Raw genomic sequence first — 17667 nt, 5'->3', positions numbered from 1 at the left:
CAGTGAGTTTTAGGTCCGGCAACAGCATTTACCGTTGCCGAATTGTTTGTCTCGATAAGAGTGTAGATACGGCCGGCTAATTGACCGGCTGCTTATATTAATCGAGCTTGAGCCGTTTGCGCAGATCTTCATTTTCAGCGCGAAGTTTTTCAGCAAGAAGCTTGCGCAGTCGCTGATTTTCTTCTTCCAACTGCAAAAGGTCTGCCATCTCATCGATCGCCGTCATCGGGGCGGCCGGCGCTGTCTGCACAGCTTTTGGAGCGCGGCGCATAGGTGCACTTTTGGCGCTCGCCGTGGCTTCGATCGCCTTTGTCTTGCGCCCTCTCCTCTTTACACCACCGGCCCCGGCCAGAGCAGCTGCTGGCTCTGCCGTAGCGTCAGCGGACGCGGTCTCGAGTGCCGCGGCTTTTTTGGCGCGCGGTTTGCGCTGTTTCTTCGGCGCATTAGGCGTTTCGACAACGGTCTGTCCATCGACATTGGTTGTCGTATTAGTCTCGTCGGCCATGCTCATCTCCTGTGTATCTGATGCAGTTGTCGACGGGCCGAGAGGCGCTGTCAACAACTGCTCGGCCTGATCTTGTTCCGGCAAAGACATTTCGCTGTCGGGTTTGCCACTCTGAGAGCTACCTGACAGAGCAGGCAATGCCTCTTCCTCTAGATCGCGCGCGACTGACTTTAGATCCACATTGCCCCAGATCGAGTTCGATCTGGTATCGAGTTTTCGCCTGCCGTTCTTGTACTCGACGGCAAAACTGCGTTGCACTTTTTTCAATATAAGAGGCCTTGGAGAATCCACGGGGTGGCTGATGTTATGCTGGAACGGCACGAATAGCGCCTACCGGACTTCCAGTCCATACCCACGGACTAGCCTGCGGCCAATTTTTTAGCCCCGCGTTATTTTTTTGAAGTTACCGCGCCTCTGCCGATTTATCGTGGCCCCCGGGGAAGCGCTCGCGCATCCGCCACCGCATCAAGGCAAGTATCGCCGCAGAGGCCTCGGAAGTACTTTCCGACGATGAAATCGTCGCTTGGCTGAAGGAAACCGGCATCAGCATTGCGCGCCGCACTGTCACAAAGCATAGGGAGGCAATGGACAGCCAGAGCTGGCTCGGGAAATTTGAACAGCTAGGATAAGTGGAATTTCTGCCTGACTTTGGCTTAGATGCCGGGAACAGGAGATACCATGACAAGACGACCGCGCCGGAACCATAGCCCGGCTTTCAAGGCGAAGGTGGCGCTTGCCGCTATCAGAGGCGAGCAGACACTGGTGGAATTGTCCCAGCAGTTCGACGTGCACGCCAATCAGATCAAGCAATGGAAAGAGCAGCTCCTTGAGGGGGCGACTGGCGTTTTCGGGGATGAAGCCAAGGCGGAACCAGCAGCCCCAACCGTCGATGTCAAAACGCTGCACGCCAAGATCGGCGAGCTGACACTGGAGAACGATTTTTTGTCCGGTGCGCTCGGCAAGGCGGGATTGCTGGGCGGAAAGAAATGATCGACCGCGAGCATAAGCTATCCGTCGTGCGCCAGGCGAAGCTTCTCGGCTTCAGCCGTGGCAGTGTCTGCCCTCCTCCGTGCAACACCGCCGCGATGTAACGTACGGCTTCAATGTCGATCGAAGGAGTGCCCATGCGGGGCCGGTCAGACTTCCTCTGGTCCGAAGCAACTCTTGAACTCGTCGCACTCCATGCAATTCGAGGCGGTACAGTGGGAAAGCCTCATCCGGCGACATCTGGGCGAAAGCGATTTGTTGGGAGGGAAATCGGACTGGGGTCAGCGGCGAAGACCGTCTTCTATATTGCACACGGCAGCGTCAGGCCGGCCGCAAACTTCTTAGTCGCAAATTCGGACTATCGAAGTCCTGACCGATATCGATACTCAGAGCCGATCCCTGAAGTCGTGAAGGAGCGGCGCACCAACCCCCGGGCTTCTCCTTCGGCTCGCGCTTCACCGACCAGATGCTGCGCACTTACGCTCGGGAAATGATGAAGCGCTTGGCCCACGTTTCGCGGCACTCGCTGCGGCAGCGCTCACCAAGACTGAACGCCGTTTCCTTGCAGCAGGCGCGGCTATCACGCTCATCGATGTGCCAAGACGAACACGCGGCTTGGCTTTGTCGGCTGAACAAGAGTAGCGAAGGAGTGTTGCTTATACGACTAGACACGAGGAGTTCGTCGGTCCGAATGTCGCAGGCGGATCTGCCTTGAACACGGCCGCCATTGAGAGAAGGATGGGGGCGCCGCCCGCTTCACCGGGGAGTCACGCCATCTTTTTTTTGGATGCATTCCATCCAAACAATCGATTTTACTGATCGAAACGGTTGCCATTAGAAGACGCTGAAGAAGCGCTTTGTAAAGCGATAATTCGGAGTTCTTAAAATGGGTCCTCGGGTGCCGTGCAGACTGTGCTGGGAAAACGGCCTGGGGCAGTCCGTCTGCTGCCTGGTCTCGATCGTTATCTTGCACTCGAAGTGATCGGCCAGAATCTTGGTCGTTGCTTCTCGACATTTCAGCGGGCTCTCAAGGGACGCACTTTGCCCCGGTCGATGCCGCCTCCTATTCGTCGAGTTTCACCGCGCGCGCTGGTCATCTTTCTACTGCTTCCCCTTAAGGAACACGCGTTTTGCACATTGAGCGCAGATTGGTTCTCACACCGTAGCCTCTGTTCAACGTGATTGATATCAATGGCGGTCTCACCGCATGGGAGCTGAGTTCGGTACTGGCGCACATGCGGTGATAGAGACCGGCGGCAGAACTCTGTTTGCTATGCCTCGGAGCCAACGCAGGCGCACTCGCCGTTGCAAGGACACGGTCTACGACCTTTGCAGCGACGACCAAACGTCGTTGATTTTCCCTTGTGGCTGTGGGGCGGAAAGATGAAGGACTGGGTAATGTGGATACGCAACGCGGCGTTACTGCCGCAAATGCTTCGGTCTGGGTTTCTGATAGCGCCGATTGTCGGCAATCTCACCGATCCGGTCACGATCTGATTTCGGCTTCGGCCCGTGAGCTCTAGCTGCACTGTCAAGCACCACCCTATGAAACTACGAAAGCCGGAGGCCAAGCCAGAGCGACCTACCTTTCGAAACGAACTGGAGAGCAACATGCTGTGTCTAGGGCTCAGTGGCGGTCTAAGCAGAGTCTACGAAAATTCGTTCGATCTACCGAACACCTTTATGCACGATGGGGCTGCGGTTCTCGTTCGCGACGGCCGAGTGATAGCGGCGGTCGAGGAGGAGCGCCTTAACCGGATCAAGCACTCCAACAAGCTACCAACACGTTCGGTTCAATATTGCCTCGCATCTGCAGGTGTTCACCTTAACGACATAGACCGCATCGCGTATTATGCGACCGAGGCCTATTGCAACGCTGTGCTCGAGCGCGTGCGCCTCTCTCACCCAAGCGCCCCAATACCGGATGCGAGGCTGTTGTTGTGTGGATTACTCGGGCAAGAATTTGGTGCCGAAATTGATCCCTCACGTGTCTCCTTCGTGAGCCACCATATGTCGCACGCCGTGAGCTCGTTTTTCATGTCGGGCTTCGAGCGAAGTCTGGTCCTCTCAATTGACGGCGGTGGGGACTTTCTTTCGGGGCTTTTGGCGGTTGGTTCCAGCACGGAGATTGAGCCACTCGTGGCATTCCCGGAGAACGATTCTCTAGGGCTGCTATACTTGGAAACGATCCGCTTCCTAGGTTATGGCGCGTTCGATGAATATAAGGTCATGGGACTCGCACCCTACGGTAATCCCGCGTCATACCGCGCGATCTTCCAACAATTCTACGAACTCCTAGACGACGGTGGTTACCGGGTCTATCTCGACCGAGTTGGTCCCACGTTGCTCAGCAACATCCAAATACGCCAGAAAGGCATGCCGTTCACGCAGCAGCATAAAGATGTGAGTGCTTCACTGCAGGAAGCACTGGAACGGATCGTGTTCCACGTCCTGCGGCATTACACCAAGGTTACCGGCATAGAACGACTGTGTTTGGCCGGAGGAGTGGCTCACAACTGCACTTTGAATGGCAAGCTGCTGTACTCGGGGATGTTTGAAGACATCTTCGTACAACCGGCTGCCCATGACGCTGGCTGCGCACTAGGCGCCGCATTGATGGCGTCTCATGATCTGGGACATCCGGCACCTCGTGAGCGTTTGCAAAACGTCTATTGGGGACCCCACCTGGGGAGCGAAGGAAGCGTGGAGGAGGAACTTGTTGCTTGGGGCCAGCATCTCGACATTGAACGCAGTGATGACGTGACAGGCAAAGCAGCGGAATGGATTGCGGATGGCGCCGTGATCGCCTGGGTGCAGGGACGTTCGGAATTCGGTCCACGGGCGCTGGGCAACCGAAGTATTCTTGCTGACCCGAGGCCGGCCTCAAACAAGGATCGAATTAATATGATGGTCAAGAAGCGGGAAGGCTACCGCCCATTTGCTCCCTCGGTATTGGAGGAGGATGCCGCGAAATTCTTTGATCTGCCAGGTACCTTGCGGGAATTTCCTTTTATGAATTTTGTAGTGTCTGTGCGCGAATCCCAGCGTAGTTCGCTAGGCGCCATAACGCACGTAGATGGTACGGCTCGTTTGCAGACGGTGTCACGCGAGACAAATCCCGCATATTGGGAGCTAATCAATGCTTTCGGGAAGCGAACCGGCGTTCCGATCTTGCTCAACGCAGCAATGGAAATGGCAGCGCTAAGGAATGGGATCTCTCGGGCTCGATACGCCGTCCCAAGAACCACCTTTCTGAGTATGCGTTGGTTCGGTTTGACCGTCCGATTTCCGTTGAGACGAGAAGGCTGGATGACTGGTGCGGCGAAGCTGGCCTAGAGAACATCGATGTCATCTGGATGGATGTGCAAGGAGCCGAGGCCGACGTTATTGCCGGGGGCAATCAGATCCTGAGCAGAACGCGCTACATATATACTGAGTATAGTGATCAGGAGCTCTATGAAGGCCAGCTCCCCTGCGCGCCATTCTTGAGCTCTTACCTTCCTTCCAGATGGTAGTTGAGTATCCCCGAGGAGTGGAGGGTGACGTGTTGCTCAGAAACACGAGCCTATAGCCGTTTCGATCTCCTTTTTTTGCAATTCATTTCCGCCGCCGGTTAGCAAAGTGAACCAATCCTCCTTCGACCTTTGCCGCTGGGCTACATCGTAGAGTCCGATGAGGCGAAATCCAACCGAGTCCTCTGGGATGATAGCGGGCTATCATCACAGTATCAATGGACCGTGTATGACACCGGCAGATCTTTAGGAGATCGATAAGGGATTCCTCGGTGTCACTCCGGTGCATGCGGCGCCCTTTGCCATCCGGGATGAAGGGGGATTGCGGCAACGACATGCGCAAGACCACCGAGGATAGAAGTCGCGATTGGGTGAAAAAGCACCGCCGAAAACAGTGGGTTTGGCGGACACTTGGTGGTTCGGGCTGGCAAGACGTCGTCTCATGCATCAAATGGATGACTCGCATTTAAACAATAGATTTCACCAATTTTCGCGGATGTTCCATAGACGGCCATCTCCACTCCACCGGGTATGATCCGTTGAAAGGCTCTCGACCAATCGAACAACACCCGTAGCCCCGAAGTACCGGCGGCGGGAATGGCATCAATCCTACTTGGTGTCGCCTGGCCTTAGCCAACGAAAGGAAACGTCCCATGAAGGTTATTGGCTACTACCACGTCATCGTCGCCGCGTTGCTCGCATTGACATTGCAGGCCGGGCCGTCGTTTGCAGCAGATGATCGTGACCAAGATTCCGGCCCGGCGATAAGTGACCTCCGCGCAAACCAGACCGGTGCCGACAAAACCCATTCAGCAGAGCACACTCAAGACTGCAATTGCCAAGATGCACCTGCCGAAGAAGGTGAATGCTACGAGTGCGTCTTACCCCCCGAAGTACATATTCAAGACGCCGAAGTCATCGACGTCGCAGACCGCAACCTATATCCGCGGAAATCACTGCTACTCGCCAGAATGATCAGGCGCCACTGAATCTTGTCGGTTGAAGATAGCAGTAAGACCATTGAAGCCACGGCGGCTGGAATGTCGATACTTTCCCAATTTTAGGCGACCCTTTGCTTGCTGATCTCTCTCGGCGCCGCACCGCGAGACCGAGCCTTTTCACCTTTTCTCTCCCCACCTCGCTACGGATGAAGACATGCGGTTCAAGGGCCTTGATCTGAATCTCCTCGTCGCACTCGACGCCCTGATGACCGAGCGTAATCTCACGGCGGCGGCGCGCAGCATCAACCTGAGCCAGCCGGCCATGAGCGCGGCCGTCGGCAGGTTACGCACCTATTTCAATGACGACCTTTTTACCATGGTGGGTCGCGAACTCGTTCCAACCCCGCGTGCGGAGCGGCTCGCGCCTTCGGTCCGCGAGGCTCTGCTTCACATCCAGGTCTCGATCATATCCTGGGATCCGTTTAGCCCGGCTCAATCGGATCGCTGCTTCAGAGTCATCCTTTCCGATTACGCCGCACTCGTTTTTTTTGAAAAGGTCGTGAGGCGTGTCGCCCGAGAAGCGCCCGCCGTCTGCTTCGAGTTGCTGCCTATCGCCGATAACTACGATGATTACCTGCGGCGCGGTGACGCCGATTTTCTCATCTTTCCGGAATTGCTCATGTCGCGCGCACATCCTAAGGTGACGCTATTCGAGGAGACCCTCGTGTGCGTGGGCTGCCGCTCGAACAAGCTACTCTCGGAGCAACTTACAATCGAGAGGTATATGTCGATGGGACACGTTGTGGTGAAGTTTGGGAACGCCCGGACGGCTTCCATCGAGGAATGGTGTTTGCTTGAGCACGGGCTTAAGAGACATGTCGAAGTAGTCGTGCAGGGCTTCAGCATGATTCCGTTCATGCTTTCAGGGACCGAGCGCATAGCGACAATGCCCTTACGCCTGGTCAAGCAGCTCGAAAAGACAATACCCCTGCGGATCGCTGACCTTCCGCTACCGTTGCCCGCGTTCACACAGGCCCTCCAATGGCCCGCCCTTCACAATAGTGATCAGGCAAGCCTCTGGATGCGGGACGTGCTATGTCAGGAAGCATCCCGCATGCCCTCGCCGAATGAGGTAATGAGACGTCTCAGGATTTCCTAGCATTCTTACGTGGTTTTGTCGTTGGGCGTGATTCATGGCGTCGGAATGAGGGCCACTTTGAGACGCCGCCGTTACAGCCTCACGGATGAGCGATCGTGTCGCCGCTGGCCCAACAGCCGCGCTGACTGACTGACGACCAAGCATGGAGGAACTGGACAGATGCTCTCCTACGCCCGCCGTTCAACCGACCAATGAAACAAGCTCCTCGACAGTTTTGTCGACAACGCAAGTCGAAGGTTCACGCAGCTCCAATCGACACTAGCAAGGAGCGGCAAACCAACCCCTAATATGGGACGGGTTCACCACATCCGAGCCGTGGCGCCAGATTGCCCTCCGGTGATACCTCAACGTCTTTATTTTTGCGGCAGAACATTCTCACTGCCCCTTTCCACCTGATCGATCACGAGCAGCTTTACCGGCTCGGTGCCGTTGTTCGCCCCTTTATGCCATATCCCCCAGGACTCGACGACAAAATCCCCTGCCGTGAAAATGCTTTCTTTCCCAGATTCTGTATTGGTGACCGTGATTTCCCCGGAAAGCACATAGCCATAGCGCTGATAGCGATGCTGATGAATTGGTAACGTCGCACCGGGCGCAATCTCATAAATCGAAGCGATGACCTCGACGTCCTTCCGTGGAACGATGATGGGCTGACCGGCAATCGTACGATCGGTCCTTAAGATAAGCGTAGCCGCGACCGCTTTGTTTTCGAACGCGTTCGCGGGACACGCCAGAGCAAAGAGCGCCGTGGCGATTGAGATGACCTTCATTTGCTTTTCTCCTGATGCACGCCGGATCTTCCTGAAGGGTGTTTGCTACCGAGTTCGGCCAGTTGCAGAGCGAAAACCTGCATCGTCTCACCGGCGCCGACACGGGTTCATTTGTTCCCAGACTATGATGACTATCTTCAGAGCTCTGCGGGTCTTTTCCAGACACTGCGTCGCAATACCCCTCCTGGCGTGGTTGCGAGTAGCGTCAAGACATCAGGCGCCGACGCAACAGCGCTGCCGACAGGAAGAACGGCAAAATCGCGTAGATGCAAAGCGCGCCTATATGCAGGCCCATGCTGCTCGCGGGACGCCCAAGCATTGCCGGGCGTATGAGGTCGATCGCATGCGCTAGAGGCAAGAACTGCGCTACCTGCTGAAAGGTCGGGGGCAGTTGCGTGATTGGAAACACCGCGCCGCACAAGAACAGCATTGGTGTGAGGACGAGCGTCTGGTAAAAAATGAAATACTCGTAACTGGGCGCAAGTGCCGTGACTACCATCGCCAGGCTCGCGAATGCAAATCCAGTGAGCATGATAACTGGCAACACATAGAGGACTGACGGCCACGTCGCATAGCCTAGCACGGTGGCGACAATTATGATTCCCGTACCGGCAAGAAATGCCTTGCTCGCTGCCCATGCCAACTCACCCAGGATGATGTCCCCGAGTGTCATTTGTGTGTAGAGCATGGCTTCCCAGGTGCGTTGGGCGTGCATTCGCGTAAAAGCCGCGTAAATCGTCTCGAACGTCGCAGACGTCATCGCGCTTGTCGCCACCATGCCGCCCGCCAAGAACGCAACGTAGGTTGTGCCGTCAACGCGACCCACAATAATTCCGAGACCAAGGCCGAGGCCAAACAGGTAGATCATAGGATCGGCCAGACTTCCAACAATTGACGCAAGTGCTACTTTCTTCCATGCCAGATAGTTGCGTCGCCATATCGCAATCCAGTTAAAAGCGTTGGCGGGCAGAGCCGCGGCACAACCTTCACCCATCGTTCACTTCTCCATCTCGCGCCCGGTCAACCGCAAAAACACATCCTCAAGATTCGGCGGACGCTGCAGAATACGCAAGCCCGCGCGCTCCCGTAACCGCACACGCACCTGCTCCGGGTCGGACACATAGCAAAAAAGGGTCTCGCCGCTAATTTCGATGCGATCGGCATATGGCCCGACCAGCGATTCCAATTCATGCGGATCGCCGCCGTAGATCTCAATGACTTCGCACCCGATCAGTTCATCGATCAGGTCATGCGGACGCCCTTCGGCAATGCTGCGACCTCTTTCGAGTACGCAGAGTCGATCGCATAACCGTTCGGCCTCTTCCATGAAATGGGTGGTCAAGATGATCGTTTTGCCGCGCGTAAGCAGGGAACGCAGGCGCTCCCAGATCAGGTGGCGCGCGTGTGGGTCGAGACCGGTGGTCGGCTCGTCCATGACAAGTAGCTGCGGGTCATTGATCAACGCACGCGCTAGCGTCAGGCGCCGCTTCATGCCGCCTGAAAGTTCAGACACACGCGCATTCACCTTGCTCTCTAGGCGTGCAAACTCAAGGAGCGACGGCATGACCGCTTCAACTCTGCGTGTATTCATGCCGAAGTAGCGGCCGTAGACCAGCAGATTCTCGCGCACAGTGAATTCGGGCTCAAGGTTGTCGAATTGCGGCACCACGCCGATACCCTTGCGCGCCAAACGAGCCTGGGCAGGTACCGGCACGCCGAGCACAGTAATCTTCCCCGCATCAGGGGATGTCATGCCAAGGATCATACGTGCGATCGTGCTCTTGCCCGCGCCGTTCGGTCCAAGCAGCCCGAAGCATTCCCCCGGGGAAACACGGAACGATAGCGCGTTGACCACGGCCTTGTCGCCATATGTCTTGCTTACGTCGGAAAAATCTATTGCGGGCATGAACATGCCCTCATCTGACCGTCGGGCGCCGTTGACTGGCATTTCTTCGGTTGGGTGGGTTCTTCCTGGTCTATCGCACCGTATGTGTTCATTGCGTCCTCATTAAAGGGCTGCAGCAGCATCCGGGAAAACGCCTCGTCCGTGGTAATTGGCAATCGTGTTGCAGAGCAGCCGAATGTCCCTGAGCTTTTTATATTCGACGAGTACCTCGGCGACTTCGTGGAGAGAGTGCCTGGAATGGTCTGCAATCGTGCAGATTCATCGAGATGGACAACAGCCGGAATTCTCTCCTGGCGTCCCATCCGCGTCTGATGCTTAAACAACATATCGCAATCCGGAGTTCGAGGGCTGACTATATAAGGCGCACGGTCCACCAGGCAGATCGGCGCCACGAGGCGGAGCCACGGGCGCGGGGGCCGCGCGGCACGTATCACGAGGATAAGTCTTGTAAGGAAATGCCCTGTCATTGGAACGAGTCCGGAGCCCTCGACGGATTCGAGAGAACTTTCAGCATTGCATCCCAGCCATCGATGATGATTTGATCAATAACGCGTGGATCCGGACCGTGTTGCGCCAAGCGGCGCCAATCGCGTCGAGATTGTCGACAGTTTCATATCGCGGGTTGTTGCCCCGCTTCTCCTGCTCGACGCAGAAGGCGAGCCACCCACCCTCGACAAGCGCGTCCGCTCCGTCACGGGTCAATTTAATACCACAGACGCGCATAGTGTCTCCATGTCTGAACGTCGAGGGTTGGGGCCGCTAGGAGGCCGGATTTCGGAAACAGGCGAGTAAGCAATCTTCGTTGACCGACTCACCCCGACACTCAAGCCGCTCTACCTCGAGCAAAGTTTCGTTCAGCATGCCGAGGACCGTCTCAGCACCAGCAACGTGGCCCCAGCGACGACAATTGGCGTCGCGCGCCGATCCGAAAACCAGATATCCATCTGGCGCAAGCATCCGCACTAAATTCCGAACAGCCCCTCTCATCTCGGCTATTCCTCCGATGTAGTAGAGCACTTCCGCCACAACGATCAGATCAAACCTCTCGTCAGGTGAAAACTGTTGAACATCAGAGACTATCCAGCTGATGTGCGGATAATCCCTCATGCGTCGACGCGATCTTTCTATAGCGTGAGGCACAACATCGATCACGGTGAGCCGTTTGCAGTGGGGGGCTAGCTGCACCGTAAATGCGCCGGCAGCGCATCCCACTTCGAGCGCATTTGAGATGGATCCCTGGGCAAGCGCCAAGCGGAGCATTTGCGTGTGACGCTCACGCTCGAATGGATTGGCGTCGAGTCCCCATGGATCGGGTGCAGCCAGTTCCCGATTCAGCAATTGATAATTGTCGATCTGTGTCAACTCGTTCACCTCGGTAAATAGATCTTACTCGTCGCTGCACATGCAGTCAGACGTCGTTCGCGCGGCAGGATCGCGGGCGGGGTTGAGCCTTCGAGGCGCTGTCGCATGTCCAGAACATTCTGTAGTGCGCGCATCAGTCGCCGGATGTTGATTCGAGTTGCCAGCAGAGCTGCGCGACAGCCAGTCGCTATTGCTCAGCGTGCACAGCGCGTAGGCTTTCAAGGGAAGTAGCAGAAAAATATTGATGAATGCATGCAGAGAGAACCCGAGGAACCGTAGTTGGCGGGCCCGAAGCGCGACAACGCTGCAGTGGATCATCGTCATGGCCACAATCATCAGGGCTGCCAACCAAGGCACGGTGCCCGTCAATGCAAGCTGTGCGAGCCCCGTCAGCACCGATAGTGCCAGAAGCGGCGGTCCGAGGTTCTGTCCGACAACGTCGAGCGTAAGGAAGCGATTGAGGTTGGGCAGCAGGCGCAGCCCAAGCAACGTGTCCCGGTACGTGCTCCGCGCCCAGCGTAGTTGTTGGCGCAGATACGGTCCTAGCTTGTTCGGAACGACTGTCGCTGCGATGGCGCTCGGCACGTACTCCGTTCGAAAGCCTGCCTTCAGCATGAGAATGGTGAGATGCCGATCCTCACCGAAATCGCTTGGCTTTCCCCGAAAATACTGTGATTCGTACTGGTCAAGCAGCGAAGCGAGCGCAGAGCGACGGTAGATAGCACATGGACCGCAGCAGCACATAACGGCTCCGAAGCGAGCTTGTGCCGCACGCTCCTCGTTGCAAGCCAGCCAGTACTCCATATCGATCAAACGGGTCAGCCAACTATCGTTTCGGTTGCGGGCCGTCAACTGTCCCATGGCCGCGCCGACAGCCGGATCTTGCATTTTAGGCACGAGTTTCCTGATGACGTCAGATGCGAGGATCGTGTCGGAGTCGACGTTTAACACCATATCTCCAGCAGAGCGGCGTATCGCGGCGATCTGTGCCTTCCGTTTACCGACATTCTGGGGAAGCAGGAGAATATTGAATCTGGGGTCTCGTGCGAAGGCCTCGTGCACAGGTCGCAAAGCCTCGCGATTTTCGGAACCGTCATCAACTAGGTAAACCTGCAGCCTTCCCCCGTATTCCTGACCCGCAATAGAAGCCAGGCACTCCGAAAGCGTGCGGGGATCCTCGTTGAAGCTTGGCACGATGACATCTACGCTGGGCAGCTCGTCAAAGCCGTCCAAGCCCTGGGACGCCAATGAAACATCGGTCGGCAGAGAATAAACGGCCTGCATGCTTTTATAAGCAGTCGAGAGAAGTGTATAAAGCGAGACGGCGACAGTGCTGGTTGTGTCAAGCATATCCATCGGATCTTCAGAACTCCCGAGTAAGCGAGCGGAATACAAAGCCGCGATCATGTAAAGCTGGAATTATCCTAGATAACGCCATAATAGTCTGGTGGCGCAGACTGCGGTCAGTTCCTTGCTGCATTTCACTGGAGGGACAACCGTCGTGCAAGAGCACGATTGACCCCGGTCGGACAGACTGCAGCACATCATTGACAATGGCGTCGGCCCCGGGAAGAGACCAGTCTCGTGGATCTACCGACCAGTGCACGGCAGTGAGTTCCGCATTCGCCGAAGCCTTGAGCACTTCTTCGGTCCAGATGCCGTAAGGAGCCCGGATGTGCCGCACCACCGCCTGAGGCGCCGCCATTTTTATGGCTCTGTTTGTCTCGAGTATCTGACGTTGCACCTCGTCGGGTTCGCAGTCAGACAGGTCTGGATGCGTCATTGTGTGGTTGGCGACTTCATGCCCCTCTGCAATCATTCGCTGGATCAATTTCGATTGATCGGCCAGGAACTCGCCGATGACGAAGAATGTTGCCGGCACCCGGTGTTCAGCCAGAATATCGAGAATCTCCGGTGTACAAAATGGATGCGGACCGTCGTCGAACGTCAAATAAACGCTGTTACGACCAGTGCCGTCATCGCGCTCACCGTGCACTTCGCACGAGCAATCGAGGTGCGTCATTGTTCTCGTCCTTTCCGGTAAATTATCCTGGTGTGCCATTCGGAGACCGGCCGCCCAAAGGGTAGGATGATGACGCCGCGCGTGGACGCAGGTCGAAACGCGCGCGGGGCAGCGTGTAGCGTACGCCGTTTCCCAAAATAGCGGTCACCAGACCGCCTCGTCTGAATCTGTCAATACCGCGGCTCGTTGCGGACTGCACCGAGTGCGAATGTAAATTCGAGCGATAGATGATCCCTCGACATGCTCGGAGTTGCGATTCCTTTTCCGCAACGGTTCCCAACGCACGTTAAAGCGCATGCAAAGGCCTCATAATTTTTGCCGATTTGCCAAAGCGTCCGATCTTGCGATCAAAGTGACGATTGGTGGTGAATCCCCGAGCTGTCGACGATCGCAAGGTGATGCAATGGGCTGATCGAACGCTTATGTAAGCATCGCATTCCAAAGCCACACATTTGACCCCTCTACACCACTGGCGCGCCATCGACGACTTGATTTCTGTCAAGATGCCCGTCTAATGGATGACGCCATTCAATTCGTAAAATCGATTGTTTGGATGACACCCATCCACGCCATAGATAAAATTCTGCCTCCACGGGTTCCTGCTAACGGACCGAGCCTGTTGTCGTGGCTGGCGCGGGACTTGCGTCGTCGCTCCCTTGAAGAACTTATCATGGCTCGGCATTGGCGGCTTTTTAACCTGCTCTGGGTAAAGCTCTGGAGCAGATTGAAACCTTCCGGAAGCCTGAAAGCGCCGGATAGAATTGCTCGGCTATGGCTGTCAAACGACTCGAGGAACTTGTCTCACTTGCCGAATTGAAGAACTGACCCCATCGGTTTGCGGTTTCGTTAGATCCGAGCGCTGGCCCCAATCTTCCGCAGATGGGCGGAGCGTCGCTTTTGGCTAAGCGATAACTGTCGCCCGGATGGTGACCACCGTCGAGAGGTGAAAGCAGGCGGTCCATGCTGTGACGACCACACGACTACTTGAGGGGATCAGGATCGAGCCGTTGTCGTAGCGCGGGACACCATTTGGAAGACACCCGGGCGCGATTGGCCTCCAAGTGCAGGTAACCGAGCTCGTCTGAATCAACAACCTGGGCCGCGGCACGACATCGACTGCTTGTCCAGCGAGCCGCAGTTGTGAGACTTCGCCAGCATCGCCGCCACGGTGGCAGCTGTGACGATGGCAGTGGTGCCCACAGTTATCCATGAAGCGGATGGCGATTATCCAAACAATCGATTTACGGATTCCCCGGGATGCTCCAGAAGACGCATGAAATGACGAGATCAGGTACCGGGAAGGGACGGGAATTGGCTAGATCGGCGCCATCCTCGATGAATCGGCGAAGCGCGCCAACATGAGCCGTACCGCAACATACGTCATCGCCCATTTGCACGGAAGCTCCGGCCTCTCGCTCCGACCCAAGTGCGATGCCGATGGGTCGGATCGGGTGCGAGATAAAAGACTGAACGATGACGGAGGGATATGCGGCGGCTTGAACGCCCGGACTGAAAAGGCGTATGGCGCCGCAACTTCCAGTCTGGCAGAAAATCGTAAATCTGTGAGACGAAGGGTCATGCATAAAAATTGGCGAGAATCACGATCGCTGATGCAGGTCCGAATTGATATGCAGAATTTCAGCAGATTTTAAGCCGATGCGCTTTTCCAGAACGAGGCAAAGAACATGCTCGCTGAAGAGGGATCGGTATGTTGTTTCTCGACGGCGGACTGGTTTCGGTGATTGTCTGTGGTCGCTGGCGGCAGCTTGGCGCTATGCACAGCGAACGGGGCGGACGCTGGCCATCGATTGGCGTGGCTCCTGCTATCTCAATCAACCCTTCACGAACGCTTTTACGGTGTTCTTCGAGCCGATTCAAGATATTGCTGGCGTACGGGTGATTTGCGATGACCAGATCAACCAGTTCTCATTTCCGGGACCGTTCTTCCCATCATGGTGGAACAAGCCCACAATCGAGAGCGTTTGCCGCCCCGATGAACAAATTTTCCCGGAACGGGACGAACTGACTGAGCTTCTTCAAGCCCAGGACGATACTGATACCAACAGGGTAGTTTCTGATGCCTGTTTAATGTGGCGGTGCGACCAAGCTGCCGAACGCCAGATATTTCAGAGCCTCAACCTTAGACCTGAAATTCAGGCTCGTATTCACACCATCTATCAGGAGCACTTCAAGGGGCGCAGTATCATCGGTGTGCACGTACGGCACGGCAATGACGAAGATATAATGGACCATACGCCCTACTGGGCCGATCCGGAGTTCGCCTTACGCCAAGTGTGCACTGCCATTGAGAAGGCCAAAGCGCTACCGCATCGACGCCCTGGTTTTCTTGTGTACGGACAGCGCGCAGGTACGGGACCATTTACTGGGTGTGTTTCCCGATCTAATCACTATCCCGAAATGCTTCCAGGCGGCACAGGCCGGGCTATTACACAGTGCATCGCTGGGAGCGGACGGCGGTATCTCTGCTCTTACAGAGATGTACCTTCTCGCCCGATGCGATACGGTAATTCGCTTTCCGCGGACCAGCGCCTTCACGCGCTATGCCCGTCTCTTCGTGTCACGTGTTATTGAGTTCGACTTGAAAGATCCGACTCGCTTGATCTTGACTGACGAGTCGTCCGAGCATGAGCTGGCTTTATGAACCGGCACTCCGCTGAACAAATTCTCGGCGCCCTCGCAGGATTGACGAGAGGTCTTCACTGGATCGTAATGTGGGCGCAGCACGCGACGAGACAAGGCGGGGGCGCATCCTCTCCTAGCGTCTCGCGCGCCCAAAGGCTTGCCGGATCATTGTTGTGAGGGTAGCTATTGGGCGCCTTCGGTGAATGGAAACGGCACCGCGCGCTCGACCCGCATCATTGGCATAGCAAGCTCGCACGTCGGCGATTCCGATCGGACGAGGACATTCGCGCGCCGCAGCCTCGTCGGCGCCTTTGCCGCCGCCCTGCCTGATGCGAGGGCCTTCGTCGGGCTTGGTCGACAGATCGCCATCAAGCTGATGTTCGTGCTCTATGCGGTCGTGGGCGTGGCCGGTGCCGTTGTTTATTCCCACATTCCGACACGTCTGGCAAACCGCGCGAAGAAGCCGCCGCCGCGCTAGGTCCTTAGCGCGCATCGTCCTTGCAACTCGCAGCTCAACTCACGACGCATTCGCAGGCGTGATCGGCTGCGAAAGACAGAAGATGCACTGTTGTAGTCTCCGGCTCCCGCCGCTGCTTGCATGACGGCTTGCGCCAGTCGTTGACAAAACTCAATTGGCCAGTCACCATTCCCGTTGCCCGGCCATTTGTAATGATTAAGTTTGAGGTGGTGCCATGCCTCGCATGATCAGGTTCATGCTCACGCGTTTGGCGACGGGGTTCGCAATTAGATCCGCCGTGGGCTTCTTCGTTTGGCAAAATGGATTTGCCGCGGCAGGCACGCTTGAGAATTATCTCGCGCAGGGCCTGTTCATCTACCTCTTCGCAAGCACCATCAGCATGGGTTATCTCGCGACGGCCCTGCTCCTCGAAGAATAACGCCGGACGCTCTCCGTCGCATGTTGGTGCTCGTTGCGCCCGTTCGTCTGCACTTCCCTATTAAGCCCGCCAGTCCGACGGTATCCGCATGTGTCGTCAGCGCCACCGTTGATGCGGACAAGGCCTGAAGCAAGCGATGAAGACAGTCGAGATGGCAAGAACAATCCCGATGAGCATGACGTCCTGGTACATTTGCGCCTGGCCATAACGGAGCAAGCGATTGATCGCCACATTGACGGCGGTCGAATTCCGGCGCGGTTATCGCCCTGCCCCGAGGTCAGCACGCCTTCCGCAGCAGATCGACGCTGTCGACCACGACGACCCTGCCTCTGACTTCGACCCCTGCAGGACCGAGGGCAGCGAAAGCCCGCGAAAGGGCTTCGGGCGCAACACCGAGTTTGCCGGCCAGAATTCTCTTCCGGTAAGGCAGGCGAAAGGTGGCCTGCGATGCTGAGGCCGGGCAGCGGCTGACGAGGTAATTCGCAACACGCTGTGCAGCCGTGTGCAGCCGGTCTCCCGCTATGCAATCCATGGCACCGAGCAGATGCTGGGTTATGATGCGCATCACGTTGCGATGCATGATCGGATAGCGGTCGGCGAGCACCCGCAACTCCACAAGGTCGAACAACGCGACCTCTGCGCCGTCGGCGGACCATGCGCTGTAGGTGTAGGAGCCGCCTCCCGACAGGAGATATTCGCCGAACGTCTCGCCCGGTTCGCAGATGCAGATATCTGCCTGGCGCCCCGCGGATTCCGACTTCGAAAGTCGCACGAAGCCGCGCATCACGCAATAGACGAACGACGCCTGCTGGCCCTCGGCGATGATCCGCTCGTCCGGTGCGAAGATCTGGAACTGAGCCGTGTCGGCCAGTTCTTCTATCCTTGCTTTGTCCAGGCCGTGAAACAGGTCAGATCGCAAAAGTATGGGATGTCTCGATAGCATCGATCTTCCTTTCGTTTCGG

At 56.5% G+C, this 17667-nt stretch carries 16 protein-coding genes and 3 pseudogenes; 9 read left to right on the top strand and 10 right to left on the bottom strand.

Features of this window, described 5'->3' with window-relative positions; all coding sequences use genetic code 11:
• Nucleotides 1-97 precede the first annotated feature (97 nt).
• Nucleotides 98-772 carry a transcriptional regulator gene (locus ACD590_RS36185; protein ID WP_097622127.1) on the bottom strand — a complete coding sequence of 225 codons (675 nt, stop codon included), beginning with the start codon at nt 770-772 and terminating at the stop codon, nt 98-100.
• Between the two features lie 185 nt (nt 773-957).
• Here ACD590_RS36185 and ACD590_RS36180 point away from each other — a divergent pair, with 185 nt between their 5' ends.
• The 6 genes and pseudogenes from ACD590_RS36180 (at nt 958) to nodD1 (ending at nt 7104) form a co-directional block, all read left to right on the top strand.
• Nucleotides 958-1134 carry a hypothetical protein gene (locus tag ACD590_RS36180; protein ID WP_439004421.1) on the top strand — a complete coding sequence of 59 codons (177 nt, stop codon included), beginning with the start codon at nt 958-960 and terminating at the stop codon, nt 1132-1134.
• A gap of 49 nt (nt 1135-1183) precedes the next feature.
• Nucleotides 1184-1575 (top strand): annotated as a pseudogene (locus tag ACD590_RS36175) (transposase); the annotation flags it as partial.
• A 1528-nt stretch (nt 1576-3103) separates the two neighbouring features.
• Complete coding sequence (locus tag ACD590_RS36170) at nt 3104-4828, top strand: carbamoyltransferase family protein (protein WP_275593059.1); 1725 nt, start codon at nt 3104-3106, stop codon at nt 4826-4828.
• Nucleotides 4756-5007: an FkbM family methyltransferase gene (locus tag ACD590_RS36165; protein WP_275593057.1), complete on the top strand. Its 252-nt coding sequence runs from the start codon at nt 4756-4758 to the stop codon at nt 5005-5007. Before ACD590_RS36170 ends, ACD590_RS36165 begins: the two co-directional genes overlap by 73 nt.
• Nucleotides 5008-5657: 650 nt before the next feature.
• On the top strand, nt 5658-5993 hold the full coding sequence (locus ACD590_RS36160; protein ID WP_054185970.1) for a hypothetical protein: 336 nt from the start codon (nt 5658-5660) through the stop codon (nt 5991-5993).
• Nucleotides 5994-6159: 166 nt separating this feature from the next.
• The gene (gene nodD1, locus ACD590_RS36155; RefSeq protein WP_097622125.1) at nt 6160-7104 is read left to right on the top strand and encodes a transcriptional regulator NodD1; all 945 of its coding nucleotides are present in this window, start codon (nt 6160-6162) and stop codon (nt 7102-7104) included.
• Between the two features lie 353 nt (nt 7105-7457).
• Here nodD1 and ACD590_RS36150 read toward each other — a convergent pair whose 3' ends face one another.
• From ACD590_RS36150 to nodB, 8 genes and pseudogenes are all read right to left on the bottom strand, one after another.
• The gene (locus ACD590_RS36150; protein ID WP_088397132.1) at nt 7458-7874 is read right to left on the bottom strand and encodes a cupin domain-containing protein; all 417 of its coding nucleotides are present in this window, start codon (nt 7872-7874) and stop codon (nt 7458-7460) included.
• A gap of 205 nt (nt 7875-8079) precedes the next feature.
• A complete protein-coding gene (locus tag ACD590_RS36145; protein WP_097622124.1) occupies nt 8080-8868 on the bottom strand; it encodes an ABC transporter permease in 789 nt (262 codons plus the stop codon).
• Between the two features lie 3 nt (nt 8869-8871).
• Nucleotides 8872-9822, bottom strand: a complete 951-nt coding sequence (nodI, locus tag ACD590_RS36140; protein WP_280953262.1) for a nodulation factor ABC transporter ATP-binding protein NodI — start codon at nt 9820-9822, stop codon at nt 8872-8874.
• 66 nt (nt 9823-9888) lie between these two features.
• A pseudogene (locus ACD590_RS36135) lies at nt 9889-10190 on the bottom strand (carbamoyltransferase C-terminal domain-containing protein); the annotation flags it as partial.
• Between the two features lie 97 nt (nt 10191-10287).
• A complete protein-coding gene (locus tag ACD590_RS36130) occupies nt 10288-10503 on the bottom strand; it encodes a carbamoyltransferase N-terminal domain-containing protein (protein ID WP_008536485.1) in 216 nt (71 codons plus the stop codon).
• Between the two features lie 36 nt (nt 10504-10539).
• On the bottom strand, nt 10540-11151 hold the full coding sequence (nodS, locus tag ACD590_RS36125) for a nodulation methyltransferase NodS (protein ID WP_097622122.1): 612 nt from the start codon (nt 11149-11151) through the stop codon (nt 10540-10542).
• Nucleotides 11152-11166: 15 nt separating this feature from the next.
• Nucleotides 11167-12498, bottom strand: a complete 1332-nt coding sequence (gene nodC, locus ACD590_RS36120) for a chitooligosaccharide synthase NodC (protein ID WP_097622121.1) — start codon at nt 12496-12498, stop codon at nt 11167-11169.
• A 7-nt stretch (nt 12499-12505) separates the two neighbouring features.
• A complete protein-coding gene (gene nodB / locus ACD590_RS36115; RefSeq protein WP_088397127.1) occupies nt 12506-13165 on the bottom strand; it encodes a chitooligosaccharide deacetylase NodB in 660 nt (219 codons plus the stop codon).
• Nucleotides 13166-14821: 1656 nt separating this feature from the next.
• Between nodB and ACD590_RS36110 the strand changes: the two are divergent.
• The 3 genes and pseudogenes from ACD590_RS36110 to ACD590_RS36100 all read left to right on the top strand — a co-directional run bounded on the left by ACD590_RS36110 (nt 14822) and on the right by ACD590_RS36100 (nt 16704).
• Nucleotides 14822-15827 (top strand): annotated as a pseudogene (locus ACD590_RS36110) (nodulation protein NodZ).
• Nucleotides 15828-16007: 180 nt separating this feature from the next.
• Complete coding sequence (locus ACD590_RS36105; RefSeq protein ID WP_239621152.1) at nt 16008-16286, top strand: hypothetical protein; 279 nt, start codon at nt 16008-16010, stop codon at nt 16284-16286.
• 214 nt (nt 16287-16500) lie between these two features.
• A complete protein-coding gene (locus ACD590_RS36100; RefSeq protein WP_097622120.1) occupies nt 16501-16704 on the top strand; it encodes a hypothetical protein in 204 nt (67 codons plus the stop codon).
• 277 nt (nt 16705-16981) lie between these two features.
• Here the strand turns inward: ACD590_RS36100 and ACD590_RS36095 are convergent, their stop codons facing one another.
• A complete protein-coding gene (locus tag ACD590_RS36095) occupies nt 16982-17647 on the bottom strand; it encodes a Crp/Fnr family transcriptional regulator (protein WP_054185960.1) in 666 nt (221 codons plus the stop codon).
• Nucleotides 17648-17667: the final 20 nt, after the last annotated feature.

This window comes from Rhizobium sp. 862_C5_N1_2 (assembly GCF_051811205.1).
Taxonomy (GTDB): Bacteria; Pseudomonadota; Alphaproteobacteria; order Rhizobiales; family Rhizobiaceae; genus Rhizobium; species Rhizobium leguminosarum.
This window is presented reverse-complemented; position numbering and strand designations above follow the sequence as displayed.

Bases quoted from the DNA above. Each gene is read 5' to 3' on its own strand.
- ACD590_RS36130 (WP_008536485.1), bottom strand. From the start codon at position 10,503: ATGCGCGTCTGTGGTATTAAATTGACCCGTGACGGAGCGGACGCGCTT.
- nodC (WP_097622121.1), bottom strand. From the start codon at position 12,498: ATGGATATGCTTGACACAACCAGCACTGTCGCCGTCTCGCTTTATACA.
- ACD590_RS36100 (WP_097622120.1), top strand. From the start codon at position 16,501: ATGCCTCGCATGATCAGGTTCATGCTCACGCGTTTGGCGACGGGGTTC.
- ACD590_RS36170 (WP_275593059.1), top strand. From the start codon at position 3,104: ATGCTGTGTCTAGGGCTCAGTGGCGGTCTAAGCAGAGTCTACGAAAAT.
- ACD590_RS36160 (WP_054185970.1), top strand. From the start codon at position 5,658: ATGAAGGTTATTGGCTACTACCACGTCATCGTCGCCGCGTTGCTCGCA.
- nodB (WP_088397127.1), bottom strand. From the start codon at position 13,165: ATGACGCACCTCGATTGCTCGTGCGAAGTGCACGGTGAGCGCGATGAC.
- ACD590_RS36095 (WP_054185960.1), bottom strand. From the start codon at position 17,647: ATGCTATCGAGACATCCCATACTTTTGCGATCTGACCTGTTTCACGGC.
- nodI (WP_280953262.1), bottom strand. From the start codon at position 9,822: ATGCCAGTCAACGGCGCCCGACGGTCAGATGAGGGCATGTTCATGCCC.
- nodD1 (WP_097622125.1), top strand. From the start codon at position 6,160: ATGCGGTTCAAGGGCCTTGATCTGAATCTCCTCGTCGCACTCGACGCC.
- ACD590_RS36145 (WP_097622124.1), bottom strand. From the start codon at position 8,868: ATGGGTGAAGGTTGTGCCGCGGCTCTGCCCGCCAACGCTTTTAACTGG.
- ACD590_RS36150 (WP_088397132.1), bottom strand. From the start codon at position 7,874: ATGAAGGTCATCTCAATCGCCACGGCGCTCTTTGCTCTGGCGTGTCCC.